General features: G+C 39.5%; 27 protein-coding genes. 13 read left to right on the top strand and 14 right to left on the bottom strand.

Annotation, left to right across the window (positions count from 1 at the left end; translation table 11 throughout):
- Window positions 1-18: 18 nt before the first annotated feature.
- On the top strand, window positions 19-999 hold the full coding sequence (locus BBI08_RS04695) for a metal-dependent hydrolase (RefSeq protein ID WP_008497138.1): 981 nt from the start codon (window positions 19-21) through the stop codon (window positions 997-999).
- A 65-nt stretch (window positions 1,000-1,064) separates the two neighbouring features.
- Here BBI08_RS04695 and BBI08_RS04690 read toward each other — a convergent pair whose 3' ends face one another.
- The 3 genes from BBI08_RS04690 to recX are packed head-to-tail and all read right to left on the bottom strand — an operon-like array spanning window position 1,065 to window position 2,452.
- A complete protein-coding gene (locus tag BBI08_RS04690) occupies window positions 1,065-1,316 on the bottom strand; it encodes a YfhJ family protein (RefSeq protein ID WP_008431203.1) in 252 nt (83 codons plus the stop codon).
- Between the two features lie 4 nt (window positions 1,317-1,320).
- A complete protein-coding gene (locus tag BBI08_RS04685) occupies window positions 1,321-1,653 on the bottom strand; it encodes a YfhH family protein (protein WP_065527802.1) in 333 nt (110 codons plus the stop codon).
- Complete coding sequence (gene recX / locus BBI08_RS04680; RefSeq protein ID WP_065527801.1) at window positions 1,646-2,452, bottom strand: recombination regulator RecX; 807 nt, start codon at window positions 2,450-2,452, stop codon at window positions 1,646-1,648. Before recX ends, BBI08_RS04685 begins: the two co-directional genes overlap by 8 nt.
- A gap of 104 nt (window positions 2,453-2,556) precedes the next feature.
- Here recX and BBI08_RS04675 point away from each other — a divergent pair, with 104 nt between their 5' ends.
- Window positions 2,557-3,459 (top strand): TIGR01777 family oxidoreductase, encoded by a 903-nt coding sequence (locus tag BBI08_RS04675; protein WP_008497140.1) that lies wholly within the window; start codon window positions 2,557-2,559, stop codon window positions 3,457-3,459.
- A gap of 41 nt (window positions 3,460-3,500) precedes the next feature.
- Window positions 3,501-4,865: a 23S rRNA (uracil(1939)-C(5))-methyltransferase RlmD gene (gene rlmD, locus BBI08_RS04670; RefSeq protein ID WP_008497141.1), complete on the top strand. Its 1,365-nt coding sequence runs from the start codon at window positions 3,501-3,503 to the stop codon at window positions 4,863-4,865.
- Between the two features lie 138 nt (window positions 4,866-5,003).
- Here the strand turns inward: rlmD and BBI08_RS04665 are convergent, their stop codons facing one another.
- Entirely contained in the window at window positions 5,004-6,179 is a 1,176-nt protein-coding gene (locus tag BBI08_RS04665; protein WP_065527800.1) for an MFS transporter, read from the bottom strand.
- A 77-nt stretch (window positions 6,180-6,256) separates the two neighbouring features.
- On the opposite strand from BBI08_RS04665, the gene BBI08_RS04660 reads away from it, so the two are divergent.
- The 3 genes from BBI08_RS04660 to BBI08_RS04650 all read left to right on the top strand — a co-directional run bounded on the left by BBI08_RS04660 (window position 6,257) and on the right by BBI08_RS04650 (window position 9,231).
- Window positions 6,257-6,637, top strand: a complete 381-nt coding sequence (locus BBI08_RS04660; RefSeq protein WP_008431195.1) for an OsmC family protein — start codon at window positions 6,257-6,259, stop codon at window positions 6,635-6,637.
- Window positions 6,638-6,971: 334 nt separating this feature from the next.
- Complete coding sequence (locus BBI08_RS04655; RefSeq protein ID WP_008497142.1) at window positions 6,972-7,163, top strand: SE1561 family protein; 192 nt, start codon at window positions 6,972-6,974, stop codon at window positions 7,161-7,163.
- A 199-nt stretch (window positions 7,164-7,362) separates the two neighbouring features.
- Window positions 7,363-9,231, top strand: a complete 1,869-nt coding sequence (locus BBI08_RS04650) for a heavy metal translocating P-type ATPase (RefSeq protein ID WP_040850663.1) — start codon at window positions 7,363-7,365, stop codon at window positions 9,229-9,231.
- Window positions 9,232-9,258: 27 nt separating this feature from the next.
- Here the strand turns inward: BBI08_RS04650 and BBI08_RS04645 are convergent, their stop codons facing one another.
- Window positions 9,259-10,158 (bottom strand): YihY/virulence factor BrkB family protein, encoded by a 900-nt coding sequence (locus BBI08_RS04645; protein ID WP_008497145.1) that lies wholly within the window; start codon window positions 10,156-10,158, stop codon window positions 9,259-9,261.
- 13 nt (window positions 10,159-10,171) lie between these two features.
- On the bottom strand, window positions 10,172-10,633 hold the full coding sequence (locus BBI08_RS04640) for a YtxH domain-containing protein (protein WP_008497146.1): 462 nt from the start codon (window positions 10,631-10,633) through the stop codon (window positions 10,172-10,174).
- A gap of 177 nt (window positions 10,634-10,810) precedes the next feature.
- Here BBI08_RS04640 and BBI08_RS04635 point away from each other — a divergent pair, with 177 nt between their 5' ends.
- Together BBI08_RS04635 and BBI08_RS04630 are read left to right on the top strand one after the other, a co-directional pair.
- A complete protein-coding gene (locus BBI08_RS04635; RefSeq protein WP_008497147.1) occupies window positions 10,811-12,172 on the top strand; it encodes an alanine/glycine:cation symporter family protein in 1,362 nt (453 codons plus the stop codon).
- Between the two features lie 58 nt (window positions 12,173-12,230).
- Window positions 12,231-12,452, top strand: coding sequence for a DUF1128 domain-containing protein (locus tag BBI08_RS04630; protein ID WP_008497148.1), 222 nt, complete (start codon window positions 12,231-12,233; stop codon window positions 12,450-12,452).
- Between the two features lie 328 nt (window positions 12,453-12,780).
- On the opposite strand, the gene BBI08_RS04625 is transcribed toward BBI08_RS04630, so the two are convergent.
- The 5 genes from BBI08_RS04625 to BBI08_RS04610 form a co-directional block, all read right to left on the bottom strand.
- Window positions 12,781-13,767 carry a class I SAM-dependent methyltransferase gene (locus tag BBI08_RS04625; RefSeq protein WP_008497149.1) on the bottom strand — a complete coding sequence of 329 codons (987 nt, stop codon included), beginning with the start codon at window positions 13,765-13,767 and terminating at the stop codon, window positions 12,781-12,783.
- The gene (locus BBI08_RS17385; RefSeq protein ID WP_335645630.1) at window positions 13,764-14,075 is read right to left on the bottom strand and encodes a hypothetical protein; all 312 of its coding nucleotides are present in this window, start codon (window positions 14,073-14,075) and stop codon (window positions 13,764-13,766) included. Before BBI08_RS17385 ends, BBI08_RS04625 begins: the two co-directional genes overlap by 4 nt.
- Window positions 14,065-15,072, bottom strand: a complete 1,008-nt coding sequence (locus tag BBI08_RS04620) for an FAD-dependent oxidoreductase (protein ID WP_335645629.1) — start codon at window positions 15,070-15,072, stop codon at window positions 14,065-14,067. The genes BBI08_RS17385 and BBI08_RS04620 overlap by 11 nt, the downstream gene beginning before the upstream one ends.
- A 110-nt stretch (window positions 15,073-15,182) precedes the next feature.
- Complete coding sequence (locus tag BBI08_RS04615; protein ID WP_008497152.1) at window positions 15,183-16,094, bottom strand: pseudouridine-5'-phosphate glycosidase; 912 nt, start codon at window positions 16,092-16,094, stop codon at window positions 15,183-15,185.
- Window positions 16,091-17,185: a carbohydrate kinase gene (locus tag BBI08_RS04610; protein ID WP_008497153.1), complete on the bottom strand. Its 1,095-nt coding sequence runs from the start codon at window positions 17,183-17,185 to the stop codon at window positions 16,091-16,093. Before BBI08_RS04610 ends, BBI08_RS04615 begins: the two co-directional genes overlap by 4 nt.
- A gap of 149 nt (window positions 17,186-17,334) precedes the next feature.
- Here BBI08_RS04610 and BBI08_RS04605 point away from each other — a divergent pair, with 149 nt between their 5' ends.
- From BBI08_RS04605 to BBI08_RS04595, 4 genes are all read left to right on the top strand, one after another.
- A complete protein-coding gene (locus tag BBI08_RS04605) occupies window positions 17,335-18,567 on the top strand; it encodes an aminopeptidase (protein ID WP_008497154.1) in 1,233 nt (410 codons plus the stop codon).
- Between the two features lie 85 nt (window positions 18,568-18,652).
- Complete coding sequence (locus tag BBI08_RS17100; protein WP_169819297.1) at window positions 18,653-18,799, top strand: hypothetical protein; 147 nt, start codon at window positions 18,653-18,655, stop codon at window positions 18,797-18,799.
- Window positions 18,800-18,969: 170 nt separating this feature from the next.
- Window positions 18,970-19,977, top strand: coding sequence for a rod-share determining protein MreBH (mreBH, locus tag BBI08_RS04600; protein ID WP_008497156.1), 1,008 nt, complete (start codon window positions 18,970-18,972; stop codon window positions 19,975-19,977).
- Between the two features lie 216 nt (window positions 19,978-20,193).
- Window positions 20,194-20,760 carry a beta-class carbonic anhydrase gene (locus tag BBI08_RS04595; RefSeq protein ID WP_008497158.1) on the top strand — a complete coding sequence of 189 codons (567 nt, stop codon included), beginning with the start codon at window positions 20,194-20,196 and terminating at the stop codon, window positions 20,758-20,760.
- Window positions 20,761-20,767: 7 nt separating this feature from the next.
- Here BBI08_RS04595 and BBI08_RS04590 read toward each other — a convergent pair whose 3' ends face one another.
- From BBI08_RS04590 to BBI08_RS04580, 3 genes are all read right to left on the bottom strand, one after another.
- Window positions 20,768-21,250 carry a DinB family protein gene (locus BBI08_RS04590; RefSeq protein WP_065527799.1) on the bottom strand — a complete coding sequence of 161 codons (483 nt, stop codon included), beginning with the start codon at window positions 21,248-21,250 and terminating at the stop codon, window positions 20,768-20,770.
- Between the two features lie 85 nt (window positions 21,251-21,335).
- Window positions 21,336-21,884, bottom strand: a complete 549-nt coding sequence (locus tag BBI08_RS04585; RefSeq protein ID WP_008497160.1) for a GNAT family N-acetyltransferase — start codon at window positions 21,882-21,884, stop codon at window positions 21,336-21,338.
- A gap of 1 nt (window position 21,885) precedes the next feature.
- The gene (locus tag BBI08_RS04580) at window positions 21,886-23,685 is read right to left on the bottom strand and encodes a M3 family oligoendopeptidase (RefSeq protein ID WP_008497161.1); all 1,800 of its coding nucleotides are present in this window, start codon (window positions 23,683-23,685) and stop codon (window positions 21,886-21,888) included.
- Between the two features lie 193 nt (window positions 23,686-23,878).
- Here BBI08_RS04580 and BBI08_RS04575 point away from each other — a divergent pair, with 193 nt between their 5' ends.
- A complete protein-coding gene (locus BBI08_RS04575; protein ID WP_008497162.1) occupies window positions 23,879-24,607 on the top strand; it encodes a hypothetical protein in 729 nt (242 codons plus the stop codon).
- Window positions 24,608-24,661 lie beyond the last annotated feature (54 nt).

Raw genomic sequence — 24,661 nt, 5'->3', positions numbered from 1 at the left:
AGAGAGGGGGATGAGACAATGGATACAGGTACTCACATTGTCATGGGTATTTCCCTTGGCGGCCTCGCAATGGCAGATCCTGCCGTCGTCAGTAACCCCATCACCATGACTGCTGTTGTTTCCGGTGTCATCATCGGATCTTTAGCACCAGACATTGATACTGTATTAAAGTTACGAGATAACGCTGTATATATTCGACATCATAGAGGTGCGACCCATTCGATTCCTGCTGTGTTGTTATGGCCATTACTAATTGCAGGTGGACTATACTTCTTTTTCCCAGAAGCTAATTTACTACATTTGTGGCTATGGTCGTTTTTGGCTGTTTTTCTGCACGTCTTTGTCGACATTTTTAATTCTTACGGTACTCAAGCACTTAGGCCAATCTCCAACCGGTGGATTGCTCTAGGTGTCATCAATACATTTGATCCCATCATTTTCGGGGCTCATGTCCTGGCTTTGATTATATGGGCATTTGGCGCGAATCCAGTTTGGACCATTAGCATGCTTTACATTGCTATGCTTTTTTATTACCTTGCACGATTCGCGTTACAAGCAGCCATTAAACATGCTGTTTTGAATACCATTCCAGGTGCCACGAACGTTTTTGTTGCTCCGACAATGCGCTTTTTCCACTGGCGTATTGCAGCTGATACGGATCGTCACCATTTTGTTGGACGGGCGTATGGACGAACGATTAACATTTACGATAAGTTTATGAAAAAAGAAATGCCTGAAAACAATTTGATGCAAGCGGCGATGAAAGATAAGAATATTGCCGCATTTATTTCTTTTTCCCCATTGTACCGTTGGGAAATCAATGAATACGGTGAAGTATTCGAAGTACGACTAATTGATTTGCGGTACCGGAGCAACGATTATTATCCGTTTGTTGCTGTTGTCCATTTAGACAAAGATTACAATATCATCAATTCCTATACCGGTTGGATTTTCAGTGAAGACAAATTGAGAAAAAAATTGGATTTCAGTCATAACTAGAAAACGCACACCCCAGGGTGCGCGTTTTCTTTTTTTAGTTTTTCACACCTATTTCCGTTTGCTTACTAGTCTTTTAGTAAATGTGCGTATTTTGGATTCGTCCCAGCAAATTCATGAATTTTGTCGCCGTAGCTATCGATCCACTGACGCATAACTTTCTCGACTACTGCTGTTCCTTGATAATCATATCCTGCTTTCGCATAAGACGATTCAAAATCGGATGCCAACAGTTCAATCCACGTACGTGCTTTTTCTTCAGATAGATTCGGATTTTTTTCTAACAACTCAATTGTTAATTGCTCAATAATTTCTTTCATTTGTTTACTTCCCTTCTTTCAACGGGCGCAGCATAGAAATCGGCAACGCTTCCGTATGTTTTTCTCCACCCATACGATAACCCCAAGCAAATCGACCTTTTAAATAATCGATTTGAAAATAGACATTCGGGTCTCCTTCGATGCGGTAAACTTCCCCTGGTTTGAAATCAGCAGGATCTAGTAAGTAAGCTGCTGCCATTGTTGCTTTTCGCTCGAGTACCGCAAATTCATTAATGATACCAAGTTGTTCAGCTTTTCTTGCTTTTTCTCTTAACCGAGCAATTTCCCCATGGAGTTCATGCTCTGTCATATCACTATAAGGCTTTTGTTCAGTCATCTTCAAGCTCCTTTTTTTCTAAATAATCGTTGATTACTTCACTCGGGAATCCTTTTTGATAAAGTCCTTGCTTTACTTTCGACTTTAAATCATAACCCGTCAGTTTTGAACTATGCTTACGCCATAGTTTATCCCCTTGGTCTGCAATCATTTCTGACCACTGATCTTCGTCTTTTTCAAGATCTAAATCTTCGATCGCTAATTTAATCAGTGCGTAGTTATAACCTTTTCTCATCAAAGTATCACTAATTTTTTGATTGATTTGACTTGGCGTTTTCATTTTTTCTTTTAACGCAATTTTCTCAGCGAGTCCTTTTGCGACTTCTAATTGTTCTTCTTCTGAATAGGAATCCAAAACATCTTTTTGCATCTGTTTATCAATTCCTCTCTTTTGCATATCTTGCTGAATCGCGCGCGGACCTTTTTTGCCTGATTTAATTTGTGTTCGCATTAGCGCTTCTGAAAATTGCTGGTCATCCAAAAAACTATGGACATACAATTTTTTGATGGCTTCATCTATTACGGCATCTCCGTATTCTTTTTCTTTTAGTTTTTGACGCACTTCGCCTTCACTTCTCATACGGAACCCAAGATAGTAGAGCGCTTTGTTATAAGCTTTTCGGACTTCATCTTCGAAATTGACTTCTTCGATGGTCCATTGATCCAGCTCTTTTCCTTTTGTGAGCTGATACCGGATAAGCACCGCCTCATCCACGCTAAAAGCATATTTATCTTCAAAGAAGATATTATACCTTTCAGGGTTTTTCTTTCCCTGTGTGATTTTCGAAATAACCGGCATTTACTGGCACCTCTCTTCTTGTTATATTATACACCTTTCAAGCAGACAATGGCATAGCTTGAGGTCTAAAAGGGTATGCTAGTAAGAAATAGGAGGCGATGGATATGAAAATTGCAATTACTGGTGGTACTGGATTTGTAGGTAAAGAATTGGTTCGTTTATTAATCGCTAGAGGCGATGAAGTGTATATTTTGACAAGAAAAGCGAAAAAAACTTCTGAGAGCAGAATTACATACGTAAAGTGGTTAACTGAAGATGCAAAACCCGAAGAGCAGTTAGAAGGTGTTGATGCTTTTATCAATTTAGCTGGTGCGTCTATTAATGATGGTCGCTGGAGCGAAGAACAGAAAAAACTGATTTACTCAAGTCGTATGGATGCAACAAATGAATTATTGCGCATTATTCACAAGCTAGAGAAAAAGCCAAAAGTTTTAGTAAACGCCAGCGCTGTCGGTATTTATCCACCTTCTCAAACGGTTACTTATACTGAGGCTTCTGCCGATGTTGGTTCAGACTTCTTGGCACAAACGGTACGTGATTGGGAAATTTTAGCTCATCGTGCTGAAGAAGATGGATTACGTGTAGCGTGTGGACGTTTCGGCATTATTCTTGGAAAAAATGGAGGGGCTTTACCTTTAATGGCTTTGCCTTATAAAATGTTCGCTGGCGGCACTGTTGGATCTGGCAAACAATGGCTGTCATGGATTCATATTAAAGATGTAGCACGCGCATTAATCTTTGCACTTGATAATGATCAATTAAGTGGGGCTTTTAACGTGACAGCGCCGCATCCGAAACAAATGAAAGAGTTCGGTAAAGAAATTGGTCATGTTCTTGGGCGGCCACATTGGATTCCAGTTCCGTCCATTGCGATGAAGACCGTATTGGGAGACAAAAGCCAGCTTGTTCTTGAAGGACAAAAAGTGCTACCGACCGTTCTTGAACAACATGGTTTTCAATTCAAGTTTCCGAATTTGCGATCAGCACTGGCTGATATCTATAAATAAGACTATAATGGGGAGATGATTAACTGAAGGATGTGAGATCCATGAACGATAAACCTATTATTGAAGAAGGCCAAAAAATTCCGATGACGATTAAACGACTCGGGATCAACGGGGAAGGCATTGGCTATTTTAAACGCAATGTCGTATTCGTACCTGGAGCTTTGCCAGGAGAAGAAATCACTGCGCAAGTAACGCTGGTCAAACGAAATTTTGCTCAAGCACGCATTATTAAGATTCGCACAGCGTCGCCTCACCGCCAAACTCCACCTTGCCCAATTTATGAAGCGTGTGGTGGCTGTCAGTTGCAGCATATGACATATGGTCAACAGCTTGTTGAAAAGCGTGATTTAGTTGTACAAGCACTGGAACGTTATTTAAAAGGAACAAAGGTTCAAGTCGAAGAAACCATTGGCATGGAAGATCCGTGGCGTTACCGCAATAAGAGCCAATTCCAAACACGTCTAAAGGGTTCGAAAGTGATCGCCGGATTATTTGCTGAAGGGTCTCATCAACTTTTAGATATTGATGAATGTATCGTTCAACATCCTGATACAACGGTTATTACGAATGCTGTTAAACGCATTTTAGAAGAATTGAAAATGCCGATATACGATGGCAAGACGATGAAAGGAATTATCCGCACAATCGTCGTACGCACTGGGGTAAACACTGGAGAAATCCAACTTGTTTTAGTAACGACACGCTCGAAAATTCCACAAAAAGAATTATTACTAGAGCGCTTGCAGAAAATTGATACTAACTTAGTCTCAATCGTTCAAAATATCAATAAAGAGAAAACATCTCTGGTATTTGGTGACGAAACCATCACATTATTCGGTAAAGATACCATACACGAAGAGCTAGGCGAATTAGCATTCGATTTATCCGCACGTGCCTTTTTCCAACTCAATCCAACGCAAACCGTTAAATTATACGACGAAATCAAACGTGCCGCTGAGTTAACTGGTAAAGAAACCGTCGTTGATGCTTATTGTGGCGTTGGGACAATTGGTCTTTGGCTAGCAGACAGTGCGAAAGAAATTCGTGGCATGGACGTTCTCCATGAAAGTGTAGTCGATGCAAAAGCAAATGCAAAAGCACAAGGTTATACCGCGAAATACGTAACAGGTACAGCCGAAAAATGGTTAGAGCTTTGGAGCAATGAAGGTTTCGTTCCAGATGTTTTAACGGTCGATCCGCCACGTACAGGTCTAGCAGATTCACTCTTACAAACCATCTTGAAAGTTAAACCAAAACGTTTTGTTTATACGTCGTGTAACCCTTCTACTTTGGCTAAAGACTTGCAACAACTAACGAAAATTTACCGAATCGAATATATTCAACCGGTCGATATGTTCCCGCAAACTGCGCAAGTAGAATCGGTCACAAAGCTGGTACTGAAATAAAAAAGCTGAAACCAAGATTTCACAAACTTGGCTTCAGCTCAACCTGTAGACAACTCGATTTATTCGAATTGTCTACAGGTTTTTTGTTGGGAACAAATCGCTCTGATCGCTTTAAGTAAACAAAAGAGGAGTTTTTTGTTAGACAACACTTGTATTAGTTGGTTTTTTTAATGCAATAGGTAGGGCAATTACGAATAATATACTAGCAATTAGTAGTAAGAAACTTAATCCTCCTGAGTATTGAATAAACACTCCGCCCATTGTGGGTCCTGCTAAACTTCCAATGCTAAATGCAATTCCACATAGTAAGTTCCCCGTAGGCAATAAGTCTTTTGGCATTAAGTCGGCCATGTATGAAATACCCAGTGAAAATGTAGAGCCTACAAACATACCCGCTAAAGCAAAGAAACCTACAGTCATCCATGCATTTGTTTCATAAAAGCTAGCAGCTACAAAAACCACTGCCCCCCCCACTAACGCTACTAACAATACTTTTTTCCGGCCAATGCGATCACTCAAATTTCCTAACGGTAATTGTGTAGCAATTGCTCCTGCTGAAAAAGCAGCCAGCATTATTGAAACCATGCCCACTTCAATAGATTGCCGCAATGCATAGACAGGATAAATTGCATTGAGAGAGGCTTCTAAAAAGCCATAACCTAGTGGCGGTAAAAATGCGACCCAGGCAATTAGGGTGGCTGCTTTAAAACGACCAATTGTTCCACGCGCTGTCATAGCGCTGCCAGTAGCTTCAGGGAAATCATTTTTCACTAAAAAAACTAAAGACCAAGCAAACAAACAAAGGATCCCAGATACGATAAATGGCAATGCCTCGAATACTTCTACCATCGGAACAAATAACGGTCCTGCACCAAACCCAATGCTAAAAGACATGCCATAAATCGCAATATTACGACCTAAACGGTGCTGAGGTGATGTACTCGTAATCCACGTCTGTGTCGAAAAATGAAGTGCTTGGTCTCCAACACCAATTAATATCCGTAACAAAAACCAAAACAATACCGATTTCCATAACGTAAAAAGAAAAAGAGATAGGATGACCAATCCCCCTCCTACTAAAATGAGCGGTTTGTAACCAAACTTGCGCAGTTGCGGTTCCATAAAAGGAGCGATTAACAGTGTTCCAACATATAAACCAGTTGCGCTTAACCCATTTAATGCAGACGAAACACCATCTTGTTCAAAAATAACCGCAATCAATGGCAATAACATACCTTGTGAAAAGCCAGAAATTGAGACAATGGTGACCAAAATCCAAAATCGTCCACGGGCACTTTGTAAATATGAATTCATGGTGCCTCCTTATGAGCTTGTTCTTTTGTATTTGAGATGATTTCAGATACAATTCTATCATAGGGAGGCGTTATAAGATGAATTTTTCAATGAATGAAAATGGATTTACAGGGCATTTACCTTTCGGCGATCTTCAAATCTCCAGTAATGAAGAACACGGCTTTAGACCTTATCAATTATTAGTATCTTCATTGGCGATTTGCAGTGGTGGTGTGATGAGAAAAGTATTTGACAAGATGAGAATGTCTTTTGAGGATATTCAAATCGAAGTGAAAGAAGTTGTCCGCAATGACGAAGTAGCTGGTCGAGTGGAAAAAGTACATTTGCATTTTATTATTACTGGCGATATTAAAGACGAAAAAATGCCACGTATTTTAGAATTGACGCGTAAAAATTGTTCAATGGTTCAATCTGTGCAAGATTCAATTGAAGTTGTTGAAACCTACGAAATTCGTTAACCATCATAAAAGGCTCATTCCCTATCTGATGTCAGATGGTGGATGAGCCTTTTACGTTTTATATACGGTTAAGTTATCTTTCATAAAGTCATTCTCGGTTAAAGTACCGATGAAATGTGCGAACCGCCTCCTTCGAATTTCCTGATGCTGTGATGTGGTTTCGCTGATTTCCTTCGGCCTCCCCTCTCTTTTGATTAACCTTAACTTAACATAGACGAACCATTAAGTAAATATTCAAAATATAAAAACTAGTAAAATAATTCGTTTTACCCATAGTTTATTGAAATATTCTTCGTTTTCCGGTACGATTAACTTGCGAAATGAGGTGTATCACATGGGAAAATCCATTACGAATAAAGAACAGCAAGTTTCTTATATGAAGCAACGCTTAAGTATGTTTTTAGAAGTATTAGATACGATTGAACCTGAAAACACAGAACTTGAAGACATTGATCGATTGATCGCGATGGTTGACGATTTGGACGATAAAATGAAACAATTTCAAAATCGCCCTTCCGAAGACTAATAGCCTGGAAATCCGCTGCCTTGAGCAGCGGATTTTTCTTTTGGCTTATCAAGTAGGCTTCTTCACTCTTTTGTTTTAAAGCAATGTGATAAGCTACAGAAGTAAGTAGATTTTAAAACTTCACCTTTCTCAAGCCCCTTGTCGTTTCTTTATTCTTCTTGATTGATTAAAATGGATTCTAGGAAGTGAGGTGCCACTCATGGCATTTTTCAAAATTCATATCGAATTAATTGCCTCCATATTGTCAGGAATATTAATCCTAATCGCTTTCACACTCGAACTACAGCAACACGCTACTCTCTCAGCCGTTATTTATATACTGGCCTTCGGAATTGGAGGCTACGCCAAAGCCAAATATGGCATTTTGAAAACCATCGAGAACAAACAGTTAAATGTTGAAATATTAATGATTTTAGCTGCTGTCGGGTCTTCTATTATTGGCTATTGGACAGAAGGCGCTATTTTAATTTTTATATTTTCTTTAAGTGGCGCGTTAGAAACATACACGATTAACAAAAGCAAAAAAGAAATTACGTCTTTAATGAACATTCAACCGGAAACTGCTTGGTTAATTAGAGACAATCAAACGGTTCTCGTTTCTTTAAATGAACTGAGTACTGGAGATTCTATTGTCGTAAAGCCAGGAGAACGAGTTCCTGTAGACGGAGTCCTTCAAAAAGGGCAAACGGCAGTGGACGAGTCAGCAATTAGTGGGGAGGCTCTCCCTGTTTCTAAATACAAAGAAGATGAGCTTTTTGCAGGTACGGTTAACTTATCTGGTACCATCACGATGGAAATGACAAAGCCTAGCACTGAAACCTTATTCCAAAAAATTATTGACTTGGTGCAATCTGCACAAAGTGAAAAATCCCCTTCTCAGCAATTTATCGAACGGTTTGAAGGGCGTTATGTAAAAGTTGTTATTTTGGTTTTTGTTCTTATGTTATTTTTACCTCATTATATAGTTGGCTGGGATTGGAATACCACATTTTACCGTGCAATTGTCTTGCTAGTAGTATCTTCCCCTTGTGCTCTTGTCGCTTCTATCATGCCTGCTACCCTTGCAGCTATTTCAAATGGAGCTAAAAACGGCATCATTTTCAAAGGGGGCATACATTTAGAAAATTTGAGTATGGTCAAGGCCATTGCGTTTGATAAAACGGGAACATTAACGCGCGGCAAACCCGAAGTGACTGATTTTGTTATTCGCGAAGGAGCCGATCCACAACTAGCGATGGCACGAATTGCTGGAATCGAGTCGCAGTCAAATCACCCTTTAGCAAAAGCGATTAATGACTTTGTCGTTTCCAAAGGAATTACCCCTGTGCCTAACTTGATGATTACAGACGTTCCAGGAAACGGCTTGAAAGCAACCATTAGTAAAGAAGAATTTCTTGTAGGAAAACCGAAATTTGTCGGAGAATCGCTAGCAGAAGATTTTGAAGATGGCTTATTAGAAAAACTAGCCAATCAAGGTAAGACTGTGACCTTTGTTCGTGACAGTGAAGGAATACTCGCCGCTATGGCATTAAAAGACACAGTTCGTGACATTACTAAATCAACGATTGAAGAACTAAAAAAATCAAATATCTACTGCATTATGCTAACGGGAGACAATCGTAAAACCGCAGCAGTTATAGCAAAAGAAACAGGCGTAGACGATTATATCGCAGAGTGCCTACCTGCCGATAAAGTTGACGAGCTGAAAAAACTAGTGAAAAAGTATGAATATGTTGCTATGACAGGCGACGGCATAAACGATGCCCCTGCCCTCGCAACTGCGACAACTGGAATTGCAATGGGAGAAGGAACTGATATTGCGCTGGAGACTGCAGATGTTATTTTGATGAAAAATGATTTATCTCGGATCGCATACGCAATCCGTCTTTCTAAAAAAATGCAGCGAATCGTCAAACAAAACATCTTTTTTTCAGTTGCTGTTATTGTGTTATTAATCATCTCAAACTTTTTCCAAGCCATAACACTTCCACTCGGTGTAATTGGTCATGAAGGCAGTACAATTTTAGTGATTCTAAACGGTTTACGTATGCTAAACCGAAATGTATAAGAAAAGACGACATGAATTGTCAACAATTCATGTCGTCTTTTTCTTTAGTAAATCCCGTCTTTCATTCATCACTGCATTAATTTGACCACCGATTACCAAGAGCATCGCCGAGACATATAGCCAAAGCATCAACACAATAATCGCCCCGATACTGCCATAAGTCGCTGAAAAACTCCCGAAATTTTTAACGTAAATAGAAAACAAATAAGATGTTAGCAACCATCCAGTTGCAGCAAAAGCAGCTCCAGCCAAAACACTTAAAATATTAAGTCTCACATTTGGGGCCAGCCAATAAATAATTGCACATGCAACAAAAATAACGATTGCTGGAATCGTAAAACGGACAGAATTCCAAACCACTAAAAAGTTTTCTTCTAAGCCTAAAAACGAAAATATTAATCGGCCAAGTTGTTCTCCAAAGATTGGCAATGCCAATGCAACTATTAAAATAAAAATCAACAACACAGTTAGTATTATCGACATCGCTCTTGCCAAAAGAATCGGACGATTTTCGGTAACTTTGTATGAGAGATTAAGCGATTTAATCAACGCGTTCATGCCCAGGCTTGCTGACCAGATTGTTGCTAAAATACCAAAAGACAATAACCCCGTATTTTGTGTGGTTAAAACTTCTAACACTGTACTTTCAATTAGTACATAGACCGTTCCAGGTACTACTTCCTCTAAAAAGTTGAAGATTTCACCACGAGACAACGCCAAATAAGGTAACAAGGTAACTAAGAAAATCAATAGGGGAAAAATTGATAAGAGGAAAAAAAACGCCAACTGTGCTCCGAGCCCTGGCACATCGACGTTTTTAATCCGCTGAAACAATTCTTTCAAAAACCCGCTACCTTTCGTTACATCAAATGTCTTTGAATAGGCGCGTTTCTCGCTGTCAGTTGGTTGCTGATCTGCGGGTCTCATCGGTACAAACTTCCTATAACCGATTTTCTGAATTGGTATTCCCGCTGGGTTGACTGTTTGAACGATCTGTATCGTTATCTCCTAATGAAGTAGTTGGAGATGGATTGTCTTCTTTCACTGCTGAAACGACATCTTCTTTCGTTTCAACAACTGCTTCTTTCGTATTCAAGAATGCCTCTTTTGTTTCAAGCGCTATTTCCTTTACTTGTGGAGACATTTCTTTTAATTCGTTTACTTTACTACCTACATAAGATGCATCTTCAGAAATGCGAGAATATAAGTTTTGTGCTCTTTCAGCCTGCTGCTGGAAAGCTTGCACTAGTTCATCTCTATTCGAAGCATAGTATTTTGCATTGTCTGACGCTTTTTTAGATTTTTCGATAACATCGTTTCTTGTATTGCGATCAAATAGTGAGACAATAATTCCTACTGTTGCTCCTACTAATAGCCCTGTCATCAACTTGTTTTGACTCATCCTAAATTCCTCCCAATAGTATAAATAATTTCACATCTGTTAGGAATTTTCCCTAATCCTTAGAGACCTAAACGCTTTTTTTATAAAAATAGCTTGACTATATTAAAAAAGTTTCGGAATATTATGTTTACAGGAGGTTTTATAGATAGTAAAGGAGAGATAGAAGGGGGATTAATAATGGCACAGTTTGAAGAGTTATTGGGTACGATAAGCGGTTTAGTATGGGGACCACCTTTATTAATTTTATTAGTAGGAACAGGAATTTTCTTAACCGTTCGTCTTGGCGTTCTACAGCTTCGCTTATTGCCTTATGCATTAAAATTGGTTTTCACGAAAAACACAGATACAACTTCTAAAGGAGATATTAGTCATTTCCAAGCACTTTCAACCGCAATGGCTGCTACAGTCGGTACCGGTAATATTGTCGGTGTCGCAACAGCGGTTATTCTTGGTGGACCGGGTGCTATTTTCTGGATGTGGTTTTCTGCATTCTTCGGGATGGCTACTAAATACGGTGAAGCCGTTCTTGCTGTTAAATATCGTGTAGTCGATGCTAAAGGACAAATGGCTGGCGGACCTATGTATTACCTTGAACACGGGTTAAAACAAAAATGGTTAGCGGTATTATTTGCTATTTTTGGTGCCATTGCTGCATTTGGTATCGGTAATGGAACACAATCCAACTCAGTTGCATCTGTTGTTCGTGATACCTTTAGTGTTCCAACATGGATTACTGGAATCATTCTTACAATTTTCACTGCCCTTGTTTTGCTTGGCGGGATTAAGAGTATCGGGCGTGTTACTTCTTTCTTCGTACCTTTCATGGCGCTATTTTATATCATCGCAGGAATTATTATTATGATTCTTAATATGGAATTGATTCCAGCTGCACTTGGCACAATCTTTAGTGCTGCATTTACAGGCGAAGCTGCAGTTGGTGGCGCGATTGGTGCCGCGATCCGCTACGGTGTCGCGCGAGGCGTTTTCTCCAACGAAGCTGGTCTTGGATCTGCTCCAATTGCCGCAGCAGCCGCAATAACAGATCTTCCAGGTCGCCAAGCTTTGGTTTCTATGACCCAAGTACTTTTTGATACAATCATTATCTGTTCAATCACAGGTGTCACAATCGTTATGTCTGGTCTTTATAAAGATGAATCACTTGAAGGTGCTGCATTAACAACAGCAGCTTTTGAACAATTTTTAGGAGGCGCGGGCCCGATTATTGTAGCTATCGGCTTGATCTTCTTCGCATCTTCTACAATTATTGGTTGGTCATACTACGGAGAGAAATGTTTCCAATATCTATTTAAAAATCCAGCATTGCTAATTGTTTATCGCATTGCGTTTGTCTTAATGGTATTTGTTGGTGCAACAGTTTCACTTGATGTTGTATGGACTTTCTCTGATGTCATGAATGGATTAATGGCGTTCCCTAACTTAATCGGACTTCTCGGTTTATCAGGCGTCATTGTTCTAGAAACGAAACGCATTGTTGCAAAAATCAAAGAAGAAAAAGAAGCAAAACAGGCTGGCAATTGACATTGCATTTGAATAATGAAATGATAAAGTATACCCACCTGAAAGGCAGGAACTTATCATGGACTTATCTACACCTTCTCCAGAAAATGTCAGCTTTATGATTGAAGAAATAAAAGCGAAATTGCGTATGGTCAATGTTGATGCAATGAAAGCTGAACATTTCAACGCTTCTCAATATGAAGATTTACACGACTTATACCAAATGGTCTCAACTCGCGACAAATTTAGTACAAGTGAAATGCAAGCCATTGCTACTGAACTTGGTTCATTGCGCAAATAACACATAAAAAATACCTTGAAGGCTTGAAGCCTTCAAGGTATTTTTTTGATTTTCGCCTTATGCCTGTCGAACCTTAACGGCTTCTTCAGCTTTTTTTGTCCAGCTTCAACGACCTGCTCCTCAGGTCATAAGCCGCCCTTCCTGCGCGGCAAAAAACGCCGCTTCAGAAGTTCATCTTATGCCTGTCGGAGCAAAACGGTCGTTTCAGCTTTTCTTTTTGTCCAGCTTCAGAAGCCAGGTTCTCGGGTCATAAGGCAGCCCGGCTATGCGACTGTAAACATGTCGCTTCGCCGGGCCGCCTTATACCTGTCGAACCTTAACGGCTTCTTCAGCTTTTCTTTTCATAATGCACAACATACCAACCGCCTTCTTTTATAACTGTTTGTATGCTTAGTAATTCAAGTCCTGCTTGCTCTCCCCATTCGGCTAATTCTTCACGTTCCGGTAAGCGGTACAAATTATCGAACGATGAGAAAAAGCTATTAAAGACATTGGCAAAAGGTGGGCTGTCACTGCCACCGGCAATAGGTGTTATTACCGACAACATGCCATTCTCTTTAACCCAGCTGGCCAATTCATTAAAAAGTTCTTGACGTTTCTCGAGATCGATATAGTGAATTACGTTGTTCATCATGACCATGTCTTGAGGTTGATCAGGTTTGTATTTCCACAGATCTGCATTTTCAATTGAAATATTTTTATTGTCTTTTGTTAGTTTTTTCGCGACTTCTGTAACAGAAGGGCTGATTTCAATTCCAGTAAAATGCGTCTTAGGGAAACGTTCGGCTAATTTTTTAATATAGCCACCTTCTCCACAACCGATATCCAATACTGATGCTGCTTGTGTTTGTTTTAAACGTCTTGAAATTTTAGGAAGAGCCAACACTTCCAACAACCGACTTGTTTCCGCTACAGTTGGCGCGTGTTTTTCTTCATCGTAATGCAGACGGTCTTGGTTACGCATCATGTCGGGATAACTTAAAAGTGTTGGAATATGCAATTCCATCATTTCTTTTAAGAGTACCCCAGAGGAATTATTGCCTTTTGGTTTTGGCAATTTCCAAGCATTCCAGATTTTATAACGACTTCTTCCCGCTTCTTTTAAATGGCCAATTGATACACCTACGCTAACCCACTGATTTAATAAGTCTGCGTCAAGTTGAAGGGCATCTGCTACATCCCTTTTTGTCATTGGGCGCTCGAACGCTTTAAATAAGTCCAATTCATAACCAACATACGCATGCCAACTGTATAAAAAAGGCTGGTTCCGTTTCATATACATTCTTGCTTTAAACATCTTCATCACATCAATCATTTGAGTCCCTCCGTTTTCCATGGATAATCATCTTCCGGTGTATAGTATTTTAATTCTTTACGATCTTTCGGTAAATCTTTCATACGTACTGGCATAATGCCACCTTGAATAAATCGATCACGAACATTTTCTTTCCACATGCCAAGACCCGAAACATTCAACATTTGTTTAAAATGGAGAATTGGATCTTCTTCCATACGTTCAAATGTTCGCTGACGGATATAGCTTACCGGTTTAAATGGAAACGAATAGGCTAATGCTGCTAAATGGCTCAATTGAATGACGTGATCAGCACGTTTATAGCGCACGTTTTCGTACCACTTCAAATTGCCTGAATGTGTTTTTTTTATGTTCGAACATATCTGCCGTTAATTCTCCTAAAATATCTGCGTCTTGTATCGCCATATTCATCCCCTCTCCTGCCATAGGGTGGACAGCGTGACATGCATCTCCAATGATTGCTTTATTGCCTTTCACATAAGAATTAGCATGATACATTACAGGAATCATCAATTGGATTTTTTTCCAATCGCTTAGCTGCTGAACATATCCATCTACTACAGGAGCTAAATCTGTGTAGAGTTTATGAAAATGACTGATTGGTTTTTCTTTTAATTGTTTGTAATCTCCTGGTGGGATTAAGTAAACGCTGCGAACTTGATCGTCTGGCAAAGGAAAAAGACCAAGAAAACGATTATATGTAGAAATGATTTTGCCATCTGTAAAATCATTCGCTCGCGGGAAAGTAACTGTCAAAAAATGATGATTGTAAGTAGTTTGCTTAACTTCTATTTCCATCGCTTTTCGTGTAACCGAGGATCGCCCTTCTGCCCCAAAGAAAAACTGAGCTTCCACTTCAAATTTCTCCGTTCCTTTTTGAAGAACAGCTGTTTTATCTCCGTAGCCTTTACAAGCCGTACCTTTTAAATACTGGAAATTATCATATTCACAGGCGGCTTTTAAAATAACCGACTTTAACTCTTCATGATGCATCATATAAGCTGCATTGTATTTACCTGGTAACACGTTGTAATCCATGAACGATTGATCCTTTACTTGTAACGAGCTAGAAAGTTCAAGCATGTCTAATACTTTAATTTCGTTTGACCGATTGCATACTTGCTCATAAATTCCAAGTTCATCAAAAATCTGCATACTTTTTGGTTGTAGAAGTTCTCCTTTATAAGTAGGTGCTTTTACAGCCATTCGCTCGGCAAGAATCACTTGGATGCCTCGTTGAGCTAATTTTAAAGCAAGCGTCAATCCACCAATTCCACCTCCGCCAATGAACACATCTGTTTTCATCTGTCTCAACCCCTTGCTCCTCTTTACCCTAAACCCAAGAGATTAAAAACCACTTAACGCTGCCCAACAAAAAAAGAAGCCCACGAATGGACTTCTTTTCACAAATTTCTTTAAAGTTTGTTATAAGCTACAGCCAGTTCTGCTCCAACTTTCGCGTTATGCTTTACTAACTCGATATTGGCAACCAAGCTTTTCCCTTCAGTCAATTCTTTAACTTTTCCTAAAAGGAAAGGTGTAACTTCTTTACCCGAAATGCCGTGGTCATTTGCTTCTGTCATCGCTTGTGCAATAATGTCATTAATGAACGACTCTTCTAAAGCATGTTCTGCTGGAATTGGGTTCGCGATAACTGCTCCGCCATCTATTCCTAAATCCCATTTTGCTTTTAGCACTTTAGCTAACTCCTCTGTATTGTCTGTGCGGAACGTTAAATCAAAGTTACTTGAACGCGTGTAGAATGCTGGCATCACATCTGTTTGGTAGCCGATAACAGGAACCCCTTTTGTTTCAAGGTATTCCATTGTTAACCCAATATCCAAAATTGATTTTGCTCCTGCACATACAACAGCAACTCCAGTGTTTGATAGTTCTTCTAAATCTGCTGAAATATCCATTGTTGTTTCTGCGCCTCTGTGTACTCCCCCGATACCCCCAGTAGCGAAAACGCGAATACCTGCAAGTTCTGCGCAGATCATCGTAGCTGCTACAGTTGTCGCTCCAATTTGTTTTGTTGCGATGACTTGACCGATATCTCTTCTTGAAACTTTAGAAACCCCAGGAGTATTACCAAGCAGTTCTAATTCTTCTTCAGACAACCCGATTTTAATCTCGCCATCCATAATTGCAATAGTTGCTGGAACGGCACCATGATCACGGATAATTTGTTCTACGATACGAGCTGTTTCCACGTTTTGCGGATAAGGCATACCATGCGAGATGATTGTTGACTCAAGTGCTACGATTGGTTTTTTGCCCTCTAGTGCCTGTTGTACTTCTGTTGAATATGAAATCATTTTGTTCATTGTAATTCCTCCAGTTCTTTTTGTAGTTGTACCGCTGTCAGTTCATGACGAACAGTCGAATTACTTTCTAATGTTTTTGCTGCATTCACCATACCCGCATGAATTGCCGTGTCTAAGTCTTGGCTTTCTAATATGCTATGGACGATTGCACTCGAGAATGCATCTCCTGCGCCTGTGACATCGGCTACATGTTCGACTTGTATGGAAGTGTAATGTTTAGTGTCTATAGAGTTTCCGGCTATAGCGCCATCTTTCCCACCTGTGATGACGACTGATTCTGCTCCTCGATCTAAAAGTCGTTGAATGGCCAGATGCCACTCTTCTGTCGTCTCGATGGACATCTCCAAATACTTACTTGCTTCATCACGATTTAAAATCAACCAACTGACACCTGACAAATCCTCACTTAAATGATTCATCTTTGGAGCCGATACTGGAATAACCGCTAATGGAATTTCGTTAGCTAAAGCTAATTTACGCACATATTCTACCGTTTCACGGGGACAGTTTAAATCGATTACAAGAAAAGCAGCAGACAATAAAGCACTGTCATTTTTGGAAAGATAAGCTGGTGTCATAAAATCATAAATTTTCATATCCGCCATTGCCAGTATCATTTCGCCATCCGGTTCTAAAATGGCTGTGTATGTTCCAGTTGAAAGACCTTCAACCGCCTTAGTGAGCTCTGTTGACATAAAAGAATTTGATGCAGCTTCAATTAACTCCCACTCAGGATCATTTCCAACAATGGACAGTAGCTTAACAGAATTGCCTAGTCGACCCAAATTCTCGGCAACATTTCTTGCAACTCCACCGACACTCCCAGAAACAGATGCCGGATTTGAAGTGCCCATTTGCGCAGGCTGCTGCATTAAGAATTTCCTGTCGACATTGGCACCGCCGATACATATAACCGTTTTTTCTTCTGGCAATACATACGCGCGCCCCAAAATTTTACCTTGTCGCATTAAATTTGAGATGAAGTTGGCAAGCGAAGGTCTGGACATATTTAACCTTTCGGCCATTTCCTGTTGGGACAGATAAGGATTTCGGCGGATCAATTCCAACACTTCCACTTCTTTCTGATTCATATCTACACCCCCTATTTAAACTTTTGTTTAATTATAAACTTTTGCAATATATAATACAAGGAAAATAATTAATTTGAAAGACTGGTATAAATGATTGCAGGCTGTGACTGAAAATTGCTACTATAGAAGAGATGAGAGGAGAGATTTATTTGACGTCTTTTAATGAGAAATTAGCCCGCTATGCTGAACTAGCTATAAAAGTGGGCGTAAATATTCAACCAGGTCAGCAACTTTATATAGCTGCTACCATTGATTCCGCTCCATTTGTACGTTTACTTACACAACAAGCTTATGAAACAGGAGCTAAACAAGTGTATGTAGATTGGTCTGACGATGCTATTGCGCGTCTACGTTTTGAATTAGCACCAGAGGATTCGTTTTCACAATTTCCTGCTTGGAAAGTTCAAGAGCGCGAACAACTAGCAGAACAAGGTGCTGCATTTATCAGCATCGTGTCTCAAAGTCCTGATTTATTATCGGGAATCGATTCAAAACGTATTGCCGCATCACAAAAAGCGACTGGACAGGCATTGAGCAAATATCGTCAATATGTCCAATCCGATAAAATTAGCTGGTCCGTTCTAGCAGCACCTTCAGAGAATTGGGCAGCTAAAGTATTTCCTGAATTACCAAAAGAACAGCAAGTTGATGCACTTTGGGATGCGATCTTTAAAGCTGTTCGTGCAGACCTTGATCAACCAATTGAGGCGTGGGCCGAACATAACCGATTACTGCATACAAAAGTTGATTACTTGAACGATAAAAAGTATACGAAACTTCATTACACTTCACCGAAAACAGATTTAGAAGTAGCGCTTCCTAAAGGTCATCTTTGGTGCGGAGCTGGGTCGGTCAACGAAAAAGGTGATACTTTTATGGCTAATATGCCAACTGAAGAAGTTTTCACCGTTCCATATAAAACAGGCGTTAACGGCTTTGTTTCGAGCACCAAACCTTTAAGTTATGGCGGCAATATTATTGATGACTTTAAAATAACATTTAAAGACGGGAAGATTGTCGATGCAACAGCTGCTCAAGGTGAAGAGGTTCTGAAACAACTGATTGCTACCGATGAAGGTTCACACTTCTTAGGAGAAGTTGCATTGGTTCCTCATCAATCGCCGATTTCTGATTCGAATATTTTATTTTATAATACGTTATTCGATGAAAACGCTTCGAATCATTTCGCGATCGGCAGTGCATATGCATTTTGCCTCGAAGGTGGGAAAACAATGTCTCAAGAAGAATTATTGGATAACGGCTTAAACCAAAGTATCACGCACGTCGACTTTATGGTTGGCTCTTCAGAAATGGACATTGATGGCATTTTGGAAGACGGCTCGCGCGAACCGATTTTCCGCGGCGGCAACTGGGCTTTTTAAGTATCGATAATTCGACACTTATTTTTTCCTCCAAAATCAGTTATACTAAATATTGATAATTACAGTTTAGAGAGGAGTTATCATTATGTTTTATGGCATTACAGTCGTCCTTGGTTTTATGGTCGTAATTTTCATGTTTTTCTTTACGCTTCTTCACTTTCTTGGGAAAGAGCTTCACACGCATGATTCAGAGCATGTAGATCCTCTTCCTGAAAAAAATACTAAGCGATAAAAACCGGCTTCTTTATTGAAGCCGGTTTTTATATTGTTTGCTATTTAATTTATTGCAAAAGGTATTTTTTTACTTTTCCCACTTTAGGTTCCTTGGACTCTTTCGTTCGCTAGTGTGTAATGATAAAATTTGAACAAGTAAACGTTTTTATTTATAGGAGGTATTCATGTATGTTTTCCGCGACAGCTATTGGTATTGATTTAGGAACTGCAAACATATTGGTTTATACAAAAGAAAAAGGAATCATCATAAATGAACCTTCAATCGTTGCACTGGATGCTAAAACACGAACAGTTTTAGCCATTGGTAATGAAGCAAAAGCGATGCTTGGAAAAGCCCCAGATTCTATTCTTATCGTCCGTCCGTTAAAAGATGGTGTCATCGCAGACTTCGATGTTACGAGAGAATTATTGACAATCATTATGCAAAGAGCTTTGAAACAACTTGGTAGTACTTTTCGTAAACCTACCGTTATGGTTTGTACTCCATCCGGAGCTACTAAGGTAGAACGCCGTGAAATTCATGATGCAGTTAAAAAAAGTGGTGCAAAAACCGTTCATTTGATTGAAGAAACTGTAGCAGCTGCAATTGGCGCAAACTTGCCCATCAGTGAACCTGTTGCAAGTGTTATTGTCGATATTGGCGGAGGCACAACAGAAGTAGGCATCATCTCTTTTGGTGGAGTCGTATCATCTAACACCGTCAAAGTAGCTGGCGATCGCATGGATGAAGATATTATTCATTATGTCCGAAAACAATACAATGTTTTGATCGGTGAACGCACTGCTGAGAATATTAAAAAAGAAATTGGATACGCACCAGTCTCTCATGAAGTTGAAAAGATGGACATACGTGGCCGTGATATTATGACAGGCTTACCAAAAACCATTACTTTAAGTTCTCTTGAAACACAAGACGCGCTTAAAGAATCGTTATCCGCCATTCTTGAATGCATTCGTGCAACGTTGGAAAATTGTCCAGCTGAGTTGTCGGGTGATATGGTGGACCAAGGCGTTGTTATTTCTGGTGGTGGCGCACTTTTAAAAGGTTTACAGGAATGGCTGTCAAAAGAAATTTCAGTACCTGTCCATATCGCACCTCAGCCTTTGGAGTCTGTGGCGATTGGAACCGGATTATCACTCGGTATGATTAAACAATTAGAAAAGATGTCGCGTTAAATGCATAGAGGCTAAAGCAGACCCCAATTCACGGGTTTTCTTTAGTTTTTTTTTCCTTTATCGTAGCTATGATTATATGAAAACATACTATTTATCAACATTAATTATTGAAAGATGACTATATTCCTGATTTCTAAAATTATTCCTTTTGTAATTCGTATTTCTTATAAATTTAGATTAAAATAAAAGAGTATTATTCGATAAGGGGGAAGGTTAATGGCTTTATTAGACCAAATTTTAGAGTACAACGAAGAATTCGTGAAAGAAAAACGGTATGAGCAATATATGACCACTAAATTTCCGGATAAGAAAGTTGTTATTTTAACATGTATGGATACGCGGCTTTTTGAAATGTTGCCAAAAGCAATGAATTTCAAAAATGGTGATGTAAAAATTGTGAAAAGTGCTGGGGCTGTCATTAATCATCCTTTTGGTGGCATCATGCGTAGCCTAATTGTCGCGGTGTACGAGTTAAATGCAGATGAAATTTATATTATTGGACACCATGACTGTGGGATGTCCGCAATTAAACCTAAAGAAATTCTTGATAAAATGAAAATCCGAGGAATAGATGAAAAGACCATTGAGATGATGGAATACTCTGGAGTAGACTTAGAAGGTTGGCTTCGTGGATTTGATGATGTGACGGAAAGTGTTGCCCATAGTGTTAATATGGTGCGTCATCATCCATTATTAGATAAAAACGTTCCTGTGCATGGGCTAGTTATTGACCCCACAACTGGAAAATTAGATGTTGTTGTCAATGGTAACGAAAACCGCTGAGAAATTCTCAGCGGTTTTCTTTTTGGTAATAGATATAATCGAGTGCGATTCCTTCTTTGCCAAATTGTCTGAGCAAAGATGTAACTTGTCCTCTATGGTAGCTTGCATGATTAACAAAAGTGAACAACATTTCTTCTCTTGTCGTATAAAATTTATCTCCGCGCATATTCCGGTAATGAAGTGTCTCCTCCCACTGTTGATCCGTGAGAGATGAGAAAAAAACTCCCATTTCCTCATGGAGTGATCCATAAGCTTCGATTGCTTTATCTGTTGTTTCTACATCAAAATGTTCGAACTTTGGATTCGTAACGCCCGACATTCGGAGTAACCACAGCTTCTCTACTCCTAGAACATGCTCTGTTGTTTCTTGAATAGAAGCAAAAGAATTTACTCCTTCTTTACTGTAAAACTCTTCACCCAATGTTTGTACATGTTGTAAACAAGCGATTGCCGCCCATTTATGATAAGAGAATAATTTATCTTTATCCATTCTTCACACCTTCTTCTCTCGTTATTCACGATTCAAACCAGCGATGCAACTCATTCCACCATTTTTTATAGGTGGCCTTACCCTGTCAAAATTCTTGCTCCACCATCGCGTAATAGTAATGGTCTTTCCATTCGCCATTGATATAAAGAAACTGCTTAAGTAAGCCTTCTTGACGAAATCCCGTTTTCTCTAATACCCGAATCGAACCGATATTATCCGGTGAAACATATGCTTCGATTCGGTGAAGGCGCAATTGCTCAAAACCAAAGACGGCCATTAGCTTCACAGCTTCCGTAGCAATTCCTTTACCGACATACACCTCATCGATTGAATAACCAACTAAAGCGCTTAAAAAAGGCATTCGTTTCACGCTATATACAGAAATATGACCAATAAGTTTGTTTGTGTTATGTTCAAAAATCCCTACACTATATTCCCGATTTTCTCTCGCTTGGTAAATCGACTCTCGAATTTTTTCTCGCTGAATGGCTGGTGTAAAATAGCTATCGCGGTGGCTGGGTTCGTAGACAGACCAATATCCCCGATTTCGCAATAGCAGTTGCACCATATCTTCTGCATCTTCTACTGTTAAACTGCGCAAATAACAAGTCTGTCCCTCAAAAAGCAAGTTCATCTTAAGCCTCAGCAGATGTCAGTGAGATGAATTCCTTGGCATCTTGGACACACAAAGCGATTCCTTTTTCCCAGAACGCCTGTTGTGTAATATCTTCGCCCAAATGTTTCATCGCCAAGTCTTCTGCAGACATTACTGCTGTATCACGAAGCAAAGCCATATATTTTTCTTCGAAGCTGCTTCCTGCTTCTAGAGCTTTTGCATACACACTTAACGAGAATAAGTAGCCGAACGTATACGGGAAGTTGTAAAATGGCACTTGAGTAATATAAAAATGAAGTTTAGATGCCCAAAAATGCGGATGTGTTGAAGCCAATCCTCCGGCAAATCCTTCTTCTTGAGCTTGTTCCATTAATTCATTTAGACGAGCTGCAGGAACGACCCCTTTTTTACGTTCTTCATAAAATCGTGTTTCAAAAAGAAAACGCGAATGGATATTCATAAAGAATGCGACACTTCGCTGAACTTTGTCTTCGAGTAATGCGATTTTCTCCTCTTTAGACTGGGCATTTTTCACTGCGGCATCTGCAACAATCATTTCAGCGAATGTAGAAGCTGTTTCTGCTACGTTCATAGCGTACGAGCGGTTTAACGAATGAACAGGACGCAATGCATAAGAATGGAACGCGTGACCAAGTTCATGTGCCAATGTTGCTACATTAGACATAGACCCACTATAAGTCATGAAAATACGTGACTCTTCACTTAACGGCAAGCCCGTACAAAATCCACCTGGTCGTTTGTTTGGACGATCTTCCGCTTCAATCCATCCTTTTTCAAACGCTTGTTTTGCAAAGTACTCCAATTCAGGACCAAACTTACTGAATTGCTTTAAGATAAATTCTGCCCCTTCTCGGTAAGAAAATTGCTGCGTACTTTTAGTTACCGGTGCATCTACGTCATACCAATCTAAACTATCTTTGCCAAGCAATTCAGCTTTTTTAGCTAAGTACTCGACGAAAGGTTGTTTATTTTTGCTAATTGCTCCCCACATCGCATCCAGTGTTTCTTGCTTCATCCGGTTAATATGCAACGGTTCCTGGAGCGGATTTTTCCATCCACGTTTTTTATAAACTTCCAGACGGAATCCTCCAATAGAATTTAAAGTTTTTGCAAAAAACTCTTCCTTCTCTGTCCAAGCTTCTTCTAGCTTTTCATAAGATTCTTTGCGAACAGCAGGATCTTTATGTGAACTTAAGTTATTTGCTTGCCCAACCGATAATGATTTTGTTTCTCCATCAACCGTTACCGTCACATTAATTTCTCCGACTAGCATATCGTATAGCTGACCCCAGCCGTGATATCCATCAATACTTAACGCTGTAATCACACTTTCTTCTTTTTCAGAAAGCAGTTGTTTGGCTTCTTCTCGCCATTCATTCAAAACAAATGTGAATTTACGTAGAAGATTTTCATTCACCAACTGTGTCCATACCGCGTCTTCGGTCTTTGTTAAATCTTGTTGGATTTTCTGAAAAGAATGTTGGAAACGCGCTGAAAGCGAAGCGGCTTCACTTTCTAAAATTCCCGCTTTTTTATCTTGTGTATTCTGCGCCATCAGACAGCCGATAAAAGCACCTGATTGGCTTAAATGTCGCATCACTTCACTCATTTTTTCTAGCAAGTCGAATACGTTTTTGGCATCTTCTTTTACAGTCGGCACTTTAAATTTTTGAACAAGCTTTTCAAATTCAGTAAGCATCGTTACTGCTTGGTTCATATGTAGTCGCAATTCTTGAGATTCACTGCCGCCTGAAAATAGCGTATCCAAATCCCATGTTTCCGGATAATTAACTGTCATGGTTATGCCCCCTGGTAAACTAAATTTTCTAAAAACACTTATTAGTATATCATTTTTTATTCTGATACTGGAATATTATTCCCTTCATTTCTTCAACACTTCACCTTATCGACATTTTTAGGGATTTATTTGGAAAAGGTTAATTGTTGATTGAAACTGTGGCAGGTATACTTGAGTAAGGGAGGGGTTTCGTATGATTCGTGTTTTACTGATGACAATTGCATTCATTGCAGTAATTGTTATGAATACTTTGGCAAACACTTTGCCATTAAATGGACAAACTACAGGGGAAGTGTCTAATCGACTTTTGGTTCTGTTTACGCCTGCCGGTTACGTATTTTCAATTTGGAGCATTATCTATCTTTTGTTAGCTGTTTGGATCATCGCTTTCTGGGTGCGCTTACGAAAGGGACAAACTCCTTCATACACCACGTCACTGATGTTCACGTTAAGTTGCGTGTTTAATATCAGTTGGCTGCTATTGTGGCATTATGAGTTTTTTGCCACATCAATCGTTGCAATGCTTGGCTATTTAATCGCCTTAATCTTCCTTTACTTACAATATGGAAATTCAGAAAAATCGTTTACTGAACGCCTGCCAATTTCGATTAATATGGGTTGGATCAGCGTAGCAACTATTGCCAATATCAGTTTTGTTTTAACTTATTATAATTGGAACGGGTGGGGACTGAGTGATCAATTATGGACAGTGATTATGCTGACCATTGCCACTGCACTTGCTTTGCATATTCGTTTTCATCATATGGACATTCCTTATGCTTTAGTTTTCATTTGGGCATTTATCGGAATTGCGATCAAACATGGGACTGGTGAAATGCTAGTAACAACCGCTTCTCTATTCCTGAGTGGCGTAATTTTGACAGGCATTTTGCTAATTAAAAAACGAACACCAACAACTTAAAAACCTGCAGACAATCTCGTGAAATCGAGTTGTCCGCAGGTTTTTTAAGTTGGA

It is taken from the genome of Planococcus halocryophilus (assembly GCF_001687585.2).
Classification (GTDB): Bacteria; Bacillota; Bacilli; order Bacillales_A; family Planococcaceae; genus Planococcus; species Planococcus halocryophilus.
This window is presented reverse-complemented; position numbering and strand designations above follow the sequence as displayed.